The organism is Clostridium psychrophilum, from assembly GCF_018861705.1.
GTDB classification, from domain to species: domain Bacteria; phylum Bacillota; class Clostridia; order Clostridiales; family Clostridiaceae; genus Clostridium_AD; species Clostridium_AD psychrophilum.
Genome location: NZ_JAHLEC010000106.1, coordinates 1 through 10997, shown reverse-complemented (window position 1 = coordinate 10997; position 10997 = coordinate 1). Strand labels below are relative to the sequence as shown.

General features: G+C 30.9%; 7 protein-coding genes, 2 rRNA genes, 2 pseudogenes and 1 other annotated feature. Of the genes and pseudogenes, 8 read left to right on the top strand and 3 right to left on the bottom strand.

Annotation, left to right across the window (positions count from 1 at the left end; translation table 11 throughout):
• Positions 1–187: 187 nt before the first annotated feature.
• Positions 188–420: a binding site (T-box leader), on the top strand.
• A 65-nt stretch (positions 421–485) separates the two neighbouring features.
• Positions 486–1715 carry a threonine ammonia-lyase gene (gene ilvA / locus KPL38_RS15820; RefSeq protein ID WP_216290125.1) on the top strand — a complete coding sequence of 410 codons (1230 nt, stop codon included), beginning with the start codon at positions 486–488 and terminating at the stop codon, positions 1713–1715.
• Between the two features lie 119 nt (positions 1716–1834).
• Here ilvA and KPL38_RS15815 read toward each other — a convergent pair.
• Positions 1835–4417, bottom strand: a pseudogene (locus KPL38_RS15815) (Ryanodine receptor Ryr).
• 418 nt (positions 4418–4835) lie between these two features.
• Between KPL38_RS15815 and KPL38_RS15810 the strand changes: the two are divergent.
• The 7 genes and pseudogenes from KPL38_RS15810 to KPL38_RS15780 form a co-directional block, all read left to right on the top strand.
• A pseudogene (locus KPL38_RS15810) lies at positions 4836–4972 on the top strand (peptidoglycan-binding domain-containing protein); the annotation flags it as partial.
• Positions 4973–5008: 36 nt separating this feature from the next.
• Positions 5009–5992: a GerMN domain-containing protein gene (locus KPL38_RS15805; RefSeq protein ID WP_312884246.1), complete on the top strand. Its 984-nt coding sequence runs from the start codon at positions 5009–5011 to the stop codon at positions 5990–5992.
• A gap of 42 nt (positions 5993–6034) precedes the next feature.
• Positions 6035–6712 (top strand): peptidoglycan-binding domain-containing protein, encoded by a 678-nt coding sequence (locus KPL38_RS15800; protein WP_216290123.1) that lies wholly within the window; start codon positions 6035–6037, stop codon positions 6710–6712.
• Complete coding sequence (locus KPL38_RS15795; RefSeq protein ID WP_216290126.1) at positions 6697–7161, top strand: GerMN domain-containing protein; 465 nt, start codon at positions 6697–6699, stop codon at positions 7159–7161. Before KPL38_RS15800 ends, KPL38_RS15795 begins: the two co-directional genes overlap by 16 nt.
• 213 nt (positions 7162–7374) lie before the next feature.
• Positions 7375–8328, top strand: coding sequence for an N-acetylmuramoyl-L-alanine amidase (locus tag KPL38_RS15790; RefSeq protein WP_216290122.1), 954 nt, complete (start codon positions 7375–7377; stop codon positions 8326–8328).
• A 17-nt stretch (positions 8329–8345) separates the two neighbouring features.
• A complete protein-coding gene (locus tag KPL38_RS15785; protein WP_216290121.1) occupies positions 8346–9191 on the top strand; it encodes a peptidoglycan-binding protein in 846 nt (281 codons plus the stop codon).
• Between the two features lie 190 nt (positions 9192–9381).
• Positions 9382–10572: a peptidoglycan-binding protein gene (locus KPL38_RS15780; RefSeq protein ID WP_216290120.1), complete on the top strand. Its 1191-nt coding sequence runs from the start codon at positions 9382–9384 to the stop codon at positions 10570–10572.
• A gap of 84 nt (positions 10573–10656) precedes the next feature.
• On the opposite strand, the gene rrf (KPL38_RS15775) is transcribed toward KPL38_RS15780, so the two are convergent.
• Positions 10657–10773 (bottom strand): 5S ribosomal RNA (gene rrf, locus KPL38_RS15775).
• A 118-nt stretch (positions 10774–10891) separates the two neighbouring features.
• A 5S ribosomal RNA gene (gene rrf, locus KPL38_RS15770) occupies positions 10892–10997 on the bottom strand; the annotation flags it as partial.

Here is a 10997-nt window from a genome sequence, read left to right as displayed (position 1 = left end):
TTCTGATTTTGTCCACCTCATTTCTTAGTCATGAGGTTTTATTATACTATATTCTTTTTGGGACATAATCAAATTCGGTATAATAGGACATTATCACAATTCGATCATAAACATAAGATATATCACTTCATCTTTTATTGACATTTAGAATATTTAATGTTAAGATTCTTTTTAAATTAAGAATATAATTATTGCGAAGATGGAGAATATTATTTTTTAAACTTAGTTACAGAGAATCGAATTTTGCTGAGAATCGATACTAGTAAAAAAATAAAAATCACTCCTGAGCTGCTTTCCTGAATAAAGTAAGGTAAGCCGGTGAGCCCCGATAAAAGGCTTAGGTTTTAACGAACCGAAAAGAGATGTATCTTTTTTTTAGATACAACTAAGGTGGTACCGCGATTTATACTCGCCCTTGGATTTATTTCCAAGGGCGAGTTTTTTTGTAAATATTATTATAACTAAATAAATTGGAGGTTTTAAATATGCAAAAACTAGCAACAAAATCATTAGAATATCATCTATCAGAAATTCAAAAGGCACAAGCAAGCATAAAAGGTGTTTGTATAAAAACAGCTCTTATATATAGCGATGTGTTTAGTAATGAATCTGGCAATTCCGTTTATATTAAACCTGAAAACTTACAAATTACTGGTGCCTTTAAAATTCGTGGAGCCTATAATAAGCTTTGTACATTAACTCCTGATCAAAGAAAAAGAGGGGTAATCGCTTCTTCTGCTGGAAACCATGCCCAAGGGGTTGCATATTCAGCTGAAAAATTAGGTATTGACGCTACAATTGTAATGCCTAAAACAACACCGCTTATCAAAGTTGAAGCCACTAAAAGCTATGGTGCAACTGTAGTTTTATACGGCGATTGTTACGATGAAGCTAATACCGAAGCAAAGAGATTACAAGCAGAAAATAATTATGTTTTTGTACATCCCTTTGATGACTTGGATGTACTGTATGGTCAAGGTACTATAGCTTGTGAAATAATCGAAGAGATAAATGATATAGATTGTATCCTTGTTCCTGTTGGTGGTGGAGGATTAATCGGAGGCATTGCACTTGCAGCAAAAGCATTGAAATCTAGCATTAAAATAATTGGTGTTGAACCTGAAGGCGCAAAAGCAATGAAGGAATCTATGGATAACAATAAAATTGTCAACCTTGAAACAGTTAATACTATAGCTGACGGAGTCGCTGTAAAAAAGCCAGGAACTATACCCTTTGAGATTATAAAAAATTATGTAGATGAAATTGTAACAGTTTCAGACTTTGACATAATGGAATCCTTTCTTCTTCTTTTAGAAAAACATAAACTTATTGCAGAAGCATCTGGAGCATTGTCTTTTGCTGGGCTCAAAAAAATAAAAGAAAAAGGTAAAAAGGTTGCATGCGTTTTAAGTGGAGGAAATATTGATGTTGTTACAATTTCATCAATGATAGATAGAGGATTGGTATCGAGAGGTAGACTATTCTGCTTTAGTATAGAAATGTCAGATATTCCGGGCGAACTAGTTAAAGTCTCAACAATTCTCGCAAAAGCAAATGCAAATGTAGTTAAGCTCGATCATAATCAGTTTAAAACTAATGACCGTTTCATGCACGTTCAACTTGAGATTACTGTAGAAACAAATGGTCATAATCATGTAAATAACATTATAAAGACATTAAACAAAGGTGGATATAAAGTTAATAAGATATACTAATTTATAAACTAGTTTATATAACCAATTGAGACTCCCATCAAACAACTGCATTGGAGTTTCAATTGGTTGTATTTCTTTAATAAGAATACATTACTTTACTTTACTTTGATAATCTTTTGTTAAAGCTTAACTCCACTTTGAGACAAGCAATTTAATCTTTCTATTTTAAAGTTAGATTCAGAGAGTATTTCTGGCCATATCTTAACAATTAGGTATACCTTTTTTCTATCCTCCTCTAACAATTTGTACCATGGCGCAATCCTTGGATCTATCTTTAATTCACTATCCTTAACTTCACCATATTTCCATCCAGATTTCTTTCTTATAGAATATAGGCGCATATGTTCATTTTCAGCTAAAATTTCTAATTCTTTTATTGTAAATTCTATAAACGCTGGTTTTTCTTTAACAGAAACAACATCATAATTAATTTTAAGTAAAGCATTAGGAATATTTTTAGCCTTATCCCGACTAATTTTTTTAAGTTCTTCACTAAGATCCTGCCATTTCATTGTCACACTTTTCTTCATATTACCGTTATTTTCATTAAGGATTTTATATCTTTCATATATAGCAATTGAAAGAGTTTCAATTTTTTCACTATAAAATGCGTCATGCATTAAATGGCGTAAAAATTATTCTTCATCTACATGTAATTTTAGCTGTTCTTTAGAAGGTAGATCAGACTGTTCCCATTTTTTAGTATTAGTTAACATACTCATCTCAAGTATTGCCTCCATAGACCTTGATTCATGCTTATATCATGGGATTTTAAGAAGTGCTCGTAATACCCCATTGTCTATTTGCATCTCTCCCTTAACATTTATAAGATGAGGCACTTTACGCTCAAGTAATGAACGAAGAAGCATTGCTCTTCTAATTATAAACAATTGATCCCACTTATCATCTGTTTGATTTGGTCCAAGAATATTTACGTAACCCCTTAATCTGCTTATAAAATCAGGTCCCTTTGCATTTTTAAATTCAAGTAAAAACTTTTTTTGTTCTTTTTCATCTTTGAGATTTTCACCACAGAAGCCTTTAAAAGTACTACTTGTTCCACCGGCAAATACAAAAATAGCTTTTCCAATAGGATGAACAGAGTCCCCTTCTCTAAATACACCATCCTGCATAGGTGCTAAAAAATATTTTAACCAACCGAGCTTTCCTTCAAGAACAGAATCAAATTCGTCAAAAAAAACTAAGGGAATTTTTTCACCAAGTGCAATATCTATCACCTTATGAAAAGTATTTACTAAATCAAGAGGTGTACTAAACTGAGATAAATTAAAATCTATCTTTTGTATTAAATCTGAAGCAATACTATTAGCTACTTCTAGTATTCCAAAGGATTTTCCTGACCCTGGAGTCCCAAATACAGCAATACAAAGAGGCCGTACTGTGTTTTTCGTTGAGATATATTCAAGCATTAGATTTTTTATACTTCTATAGCTTTCTATTTCTGCCCTATCCACTGTCGTTAGCCTGCCAAATTGTGCTATTGGTATAAATTTAAGTGCACTTGCAACTCCATTTTTAACAATATCATAAGCTATCTCTTCCAAATTAGTAGAACTTTTATCCTTTAAGATGTACCAACAATCTTGACATTTAGTATTAACCTCAGAAGGTACTAATACATCCTGAATATTATCACTAAATATAAAATCATCTTTTCTTTCAACAAATATTGACGAATTTGGAAACGGTGATTTGGAAACATCCTCACCAAAACCCTCTATAAAATATTTTTGAGCACAAATAGTTCCTTGACGTATACCTGTACTTATTGATTCTGATATCTCTTCGTTATCTTGATTTCCTGATACAATTTCACTTGCAAGCCCTGCAACAAAACAAGATGTAAGCCCATACATCTGACCTTGCGATTTTTTTATAAAACCTCCTTCAAACTCATAAGGAAGGAAATATAATCTTATCTCAGGTTTGTCTCCAGTCCTATAGTAAATTGCACCTTCTAGACCAAGAGGTACTATAAGATGACTGCAATTTGCAAGGAAAGCAAGATTTGGATTATTATTTATTTGCCAAACAAAGTCTTGCGCTGTTCTTTCCCAAGAAAGGCTTTTACTTATATTTACTCCCTTAGAACGTAAGTCATCAACATTTATAATCACTATAGTTTTTTCGTTGTGCATCTTTTGTAGATGTTTCCAAAGTGCACTAGAATCAATAGGGTTACTCATTTTATATAAGATAATTGGTGATTTACCCAACGACTTTAAGGCTAAAGGCCAAAACTTTTCATTAGAATTAAATCCATTATTTTCATCATCTATTATGATTATATCTGCATTAGGATTGTCATTAATAATCGGAAGTAGCCTAGATTGTGCAGATACTGGTCCTGTAAAACCCATAAGACGCTTTATCCTATATACTCTTCCCTTATTATTTTTATCATCAAATATAGGAAAAAGTTCAACTTCTGCAGTAGAGCTAAGGTACTCCCCTGGTTTAATTAATTGTATATCATCTATCTGTGGTGATAGTACAGATAGTCCTGTAGACAGCGCTACTAGTTTTGATAAGAGTAAAGCTTCACCTGGTTTTAAATTAATATGCATATTTGAATGAGTTTGCCAATTAAGTCCTATATCACTTAAAGGATAAGTTATTCTTTGCACAAAATTTATACATATATCTCCTGATACAACTATTTTTATTGGTTTATTTTTCATATATATACTCCTATCATTATAATTATTAGAATATGCTTCTACAAATAGCTTCTCATTAAGTTACATGAACTAAATTAGCATTTTGTTTTTAAATTATTCTATATTAAATTTATTCTAGTTTATTTGAAGTATTCTAATTTATTTAAATACTCCAATAATTATTTTAACAACTAAAATTTTAAAAAAATATTATTTAATCTTATTACATATATAAAATTGCAAACTACCATTTAATAGATCTCAATTTTGACATTCCTCCCTCCTATGTTATATTCACCCTTTGTCACAAATTTCTTAAAAAATCATAATATACTAGTGTAAATATTAACTATATTTTTATTTCATGATTCTCAAAAATCCCAGCTATGGCGTATAGTTTATTTGTTTTCAAAAAAATATAAATTTGGAGGAATACAAAATGGGACAACCTCTTATAAAAGTTGGAAGCACTGGTGAAGCTGTAATGTACCTTCAACAATCATTAACTAAACTTGGATATAACCTAGGAATAATAGATGGGATATTTGGTTCTAAACTAATACAGCAGTCAGATTATTTCAAAAAACTAAAGGATTAGTTGTTGATGGCATCGTGGGGAATAAAACATGGGTTGCTATTGATAATGCGCTCAAATTGTTATTTACTATAAAGGACTATTTTCCCCTTAAACAAAATACAAAATATGTGTATGAAGGTATTGGAAATGAATTTGCCTCATACAGTGTCTTAGTAGACTATATAGTTGGAAATCGTATCCAGCTTAGAACCAATAATGGCGGTACAGAAATAGTTAAAGTTTTAGAAAATAAAAATGGCAAGTTGACCATGCTACTAAGTAGAGCTGAATGCTATTATAGAGAAAATTTAACTAATAGTCCTATTAGTAAGGCAGAAATTTTGTTAAAAGAACCCCTAATAAAAGGAACCACCTGGACCCTTGATAACAATAGAAAACGATATATATCAAATGTGGAGGTTCAAATAACCACGCCTTTGGGAAAATATAAAGCACTTGAGGTTACTACAACTGGTAAAACAACTAAAATTTTAGATTATTATGCACGAAATGTTGGCTTAATTAAAACGATTTTTATATTTAATGGTAGTCAGGTTTCATCTTCGTTAAAAAAAATAGAAAATAATGTTTCATTTACCCAATCATTAGAGTTTTATTACCCTAATGTAAATGGAATTAATCTTAATTTTGTAGAAAAGCAACTGATTTTTAAAACTAATGATATAACGAAAATAAAAATTGAAGCTGCTTATAAAGTTTTGCCAAAAAGTAATATATCTAAAGTTCTTAGTCCTAATGCAAAAATAAAAAGTCTATATTTAAATAAAGACGGTATGGTTTATGTTGATTTTACAAAGGAACTTGTTAGTGAAATGAATGCAGGATCTGGCTATGAAAGCATGATTTTGCAATGTATTACTAATACTTTTGGAAAATATTATGGTATAAACAAAGTCTATATAACTATAGAGGGTAGCCCCTATAAATCAGGTCATATTGAAATGAAAAAAGGTCAACCTTTCATTGTTGATTTTAAAAATAGTATAGAACTAAAATAAAATATGGTTTTAAATACAGGTTAAAAATTGGAGGATGATAAAATGGCGCGGTCTACTGTAAGCATTGGAAGCACAGGTGAAGATGTAAAATATCTTCAACAATCACTGACTAAACTTAGCTATAGCGTAGGTCCAACAGATGGTATATTTGGTTCTAAAACTGAAACCTCAGTTAGATTATTCCAAAAGGATAAAGGATTAGTTATTGATGGAATCGTAGGATACAGCACCTGGACTGCTATTGATAATGCACTCAAGTTACTATTTACTATTGATAACTATTTTTCCTATAAAGAAAATACAAAATATGTCTATGAGGGAAAATGGAGTGAATATGCCTCTTACTCAGTTGTAGTAGATTATTTAACTGCTGACCATGTTCAACTAAGAGCATTTGATGGTGGCGTAGATCTAGTTAAAGTAATTGAAAATAAAGATGGAAAGTTGACTCTGTTATTATCTAGGGAATCTGATTATAGAGAGAATTTAATCACAATGCCTAGTAATAATCCAGAAATTTTATTAAAAGAACCATTAATCAAAGGAACTACCTGGACCATTACAGGCAATAAAAAACGATATATCTCCAATGTAGAAGTTGACATAACCACCCCATTAAGTAAATATAAAGCACTCGAAGTTACCACAGAGAATAAATCGGATAAGACTTTAGACTATTATGTAGCAAATATAGGTCTAGTCAAATTTCATCAACATTAAACAGAATTGAGAATAATTTTTTATTTACTCAATCAGCAGAATTTTATTACCCTAATGTAGACGAGATCAATCTTAATTTTGTATACAAGCAACTTACTTTTAAAACTAATGATATAACAAGAATAGCAATTGAAACTGCTTATAAAGATGTACCACAAGGAAATATATTCAGGGCGCTTGGTCCTAATGCAAAAATAAAAAGTGTATATTTAAATCAAGATGGTATGGCTTATGTGGACTTTTCAAAGGAACTTATTAGCGAAATGAATACAGGTTCTGGATATGAGGTTCAGGTTTTGCAATGTATTGCTAATACTGTTGGAAGATATTATAGTGTAAATAAAATTTCTTTTACCGTAGAAGGCATTCCATATGCTTCAGGTCATGTTCTCTTTAAAAAAGATGAAGCCTTTATTGTAGATTTATCAATTAGTTCTGAATTAAAATAAAGTAAAATATGTAGAATGAAAAATGAATTAAGATTATCTTAGTAGCCAGTTTGTATTTTTTATATAAATTGGCTACCTGTTAATTACACTATAAACATTATAGCTAATAAACTTGATGCACTTGTAAAAACGCCATGACAAAATAGTAATTAAGATTACTAAACTATATTCATCACATAGTTTATCACTAGAAATAAGTAGGAGGTAAATCATATGAAAATAGCAATAAGAGGTGGCCATAACGCGCAAGCTACTGGTGCAAATGGCATCATCAATGAATTAATTGAAGATAGAAAAGTAAAAGATGCTGTAATTAAATATTTAAGGTTAGATAATAATGAAGTTCTTGATGTAACTCCTGGTAACAGTGATGTAAATGCCGACTTAAATTATGGCGTAAATACTGCAAATAATGCCAAAGTAGATTTATTTGCCTCAATCCATTTTAACAGTGTTACTAAACCATTTACTGGAGTAATTGGAAGTGAAATATGGTTAAGCCCTACCATCGCTCAAACTGTAGTTATAGCAAATAGAATACTAAACAATTTAAACAAACTGGGCTTTAAAAACAGAGGTACAAAAAATGGATGGAATGGCCAATATTTGTTCGAGATTAGACGTACAAACATGCATGCCATGATAATTGAAGTTTGTTTTGTACAAGCTACAGAGGATGTCAAAACCTATAAGTCAGTAGGCTATGATGCCATTGGGAAAGCTATTGCAGAGGGTATTGTTAATCATAAAATAGACTCATCAAAACAATTTACAATAAATATGTTCGCACATGTACAAACTATTGGGAATGTGATTTTAAGTGGTATCAATGATTGCACTATAGGAATAGTTGGCCAATCTAAAAGAATTGAAGCTATAGCAATTACTATTGATAATGTAGACCTAAAATATAATGTTTATATTCAAGATATAGGTGATATTATAGGTAATATTGCTGGCGAATTCGAGGGTACAATGGGTCAATCTAAAAGAATGGAAGCTATAACTATGATTGTTAAAAGCATTCCCAACGGTTATAAGATTCAATATCAAGTTTATGTACAAACTATTGGTTGGCAAGGTTGGAAAGAAAGCGGCCAGTTGGCTGGAACTCAAGGTAAATCACTACAAATTGAAGCATTGAGAATTAGAGTAACTAAATTATAAAATTGGAGGAGAATAAAATGGCACAATCTATTATAAAGCTTGGAAGCTCAGGTGCAGATGTAACCTCTCTTCAACAATCACTGACTAAACTTAGTTATAACGTAGGTCCAGTAGATGGAATCTTTGGCTCTAAAACCGACACTGCAATTAAATTGTTTCAAAAATCCAAAGGACTTGTTGTGGATGGAATCATGGGGAATAATACCTGGACTGCTATTAATAAAGCGCTTCAATCTCTACCAATAACCCATCCTATACTAAAAATTGGGAGTACTGGAACAGCTGTAAAATCTCTTCAACAATTACTAGCTAAACTTGGCTATAATCCAGGACCAATAGATGGAATCTTTGGCTCTAAAACCGACACTGCAGTTAAATTGTTTCAAAAATCTAAAGGATTAATCGTGGATGGAGTCGTTGGGGATAATACCTGGAATGCACTTGAAAATCCACAATCTATACAATTCAATATAAATATGTTTGCAAATATACAAAGTATTGGGATTGTAAATTTAAGCGGTGTTAACGATTGCACTATAGGAGCCGTTGGTAAATCTAAAAGAATTGAAGCTATAGCAATTACTATTGATAATGTAGACCTAAAATATAATGTTTATATTCAAACTATTGGTGATGTTGTAGGTAAAATTGAAGGACAATTTGAGGGTACAATGGGTCAAGCTAAGAGAATTGAAGCTATAACTATATTTATTAAAAAAATACTAAGCGGTTATAAATTACAATATCAAGTTTATATTCAAACTATTGGTTGGCAAAATTGGAAGGAAAGCGGTCAATTGGCAGGCACTCAAGGTAAATCATTACAAATTGAAACATTGAGAATTAAAATAGTTAAATTATAATTTAGAAAGTTATGTTAAAAATTTATGTTAAAAATTTATTAAAAGCTAAAAACCTATAGATTAAAATGCGTTGAACATAGGTTTTTAGTTGTTTTATATATACACAACTCCGTGAACAAAAAATTTATTGCATTTGTTAATTTTATATACTTTTTTATCTATTGTATTTACAAGATTGGAGGAAAATATAATGGCAAACTCTATTTTAAAAATTGGAAGCACAGGTGAAACTGTACGATATCTTCAGCATTCACTTGCTAAACTTGGCTATAACCCTGGGATAATAGATGGAATATTCGGGCCTAAAACCACTACAGTTGTTAAATTATTTCAAAAATCTAAAGGATTAATTGTAGATGGAATCGTTGGCAACAAAACCTGGACTGCTATTGATAAAGCACTTGATTTATTAGACACTATAAAAAATTATTTTTTCTTTAAAGAAAACACTAAATATGTTTATGAAGGTATTGGAAATAAATATGCCTCTTATACCATTTTAGTAGATTATTTGATCGGAAACCGGGTTCAACTAAGATCTAACAACGATGCTACAGAAGTGGTTAAAGTAATAGAAAATAGAGATGGCAAATTAACTGTTATACTATCTAGAAATGAATGTCATTATAGAGATAATTTAACCCAAAATCCTAGTAACGATACAGAAGTTTTGTTGAAAGAACCCCTAATAAAAGGAACCAATTGGACCATTACCGGTAATAGGAAACGGTATATATCAAATGTGAATGTTGAAGTAACTACCCCTGTTGGTAAATATAAAACACTTGAGGTTACTACAGAGAATAAAACAGAGAAGACTTTAGACTATTATGCTGCAAATATTGGATTAGTCAAAACAATATTTATATCAAATGGTAATTTACTTGGAGCAGTTTTATTATCAAAGGTTAATCAGGTTTTATCTTTGCTGAGTAAAATAGAGAAGAACATTTCATTAACACAATCCTTAGAATTTTATTACCCAAATGTAGATGAAATCGCTCTTAATTTTATAAAAAAACAAGTCAACTTTAAAACTAATGATCTAACAAGGTTAAAAATTGAAACAGCTTATAAAATTTTACCAAAAGGTAATATCTTTAGGGTTCTTAGTCCCAACGCAAAAATAAAAAGTTTATATTTAAATAAAGACGGTATGGCCTATGTGGACTTTACAAAAGAGTTCGTTACTGAAATGAATATAGGAGCTGGATATGAAGTTCAGGTTTTACAATGTGTGACTAATACTATTGGAATGTATTACAATACAAATAAAGTTTATCTCACTGTAGAAGGTAATCCCTATGCATCAGGTCATATTTTAATGGAAAAAGGTGAATTTTTTACAGTAGATACATCATTTAGTTCAGAGCTAAAATAAAGTAAATTTAACAAAATACAAACTACTGCTATTTTATTTACAAAAAAGTAAAAAACACTAAGTTAAACTTAGTGTTTTTTTATTACCTGACGACAACCTACTCTTCCACAAGGTTACCCCTGCAGTACCATGGTTGCATTGAAGCTTAACCGACCTGTTCGGTATGGGAACGGGTGTTACCTTCAGACTAGATTCACCAGATAAAAATATAAATGTTTTCTGAAAATCTAGCTTCAAGTAAATTAACCAAATACAAACTACTGCTATTTTATTTACAAAAAAGTAAAAAACACTAAATTAAACTTAGTGTTTTCTTATTACCTGGCGACAACCTACTCTTCCACAAGGTTACCCCTGCAGTACCATCGGCGCATTGAAGCTTAACCTTCGTGTTCGGTATGGGAACGGGTGTTACCTTCAGGCCA

Excerpts from the sequence above, each read along its gene's own strand:
- KPL38_RS15780 (WP_216290120.1), top strand. The coding sequence starts at position 9,382 with ATGGCAAACTCTATTTTAAAAATTGGAAGCACAGGTGAAACTGTACGA.
- KPL38_RS15785 (WP_216290121.1), top strand. The coding sequence starts at position 8,346 with ATGGCACAATCTATTATAAAGCTTGGAAGCTCAGGTGCAGATGTAACC.
- ilvA (WP_216290125.1), top strand. The coding sequence starts at position 486 with ATGCAAAAACTAGCAACAAAATCATTAGAATATCATCTATCAGAAATT.
- KPL38_RS15800 (WP_216290123.1), top strand. The coding sequence starts at position 6,035 with ATGGCGCGGTCTACTGTAAGCATTGGAAGCACAGGTGAAGATGTAAAA.
- KPL38_RS15790 (WP_216290122.1), top strand. The coding sequence starts at position 7,375 with ATGAAAATAGCAATAAGAGGTGGCCATAACGCGCAAGCTACTGGTGCA.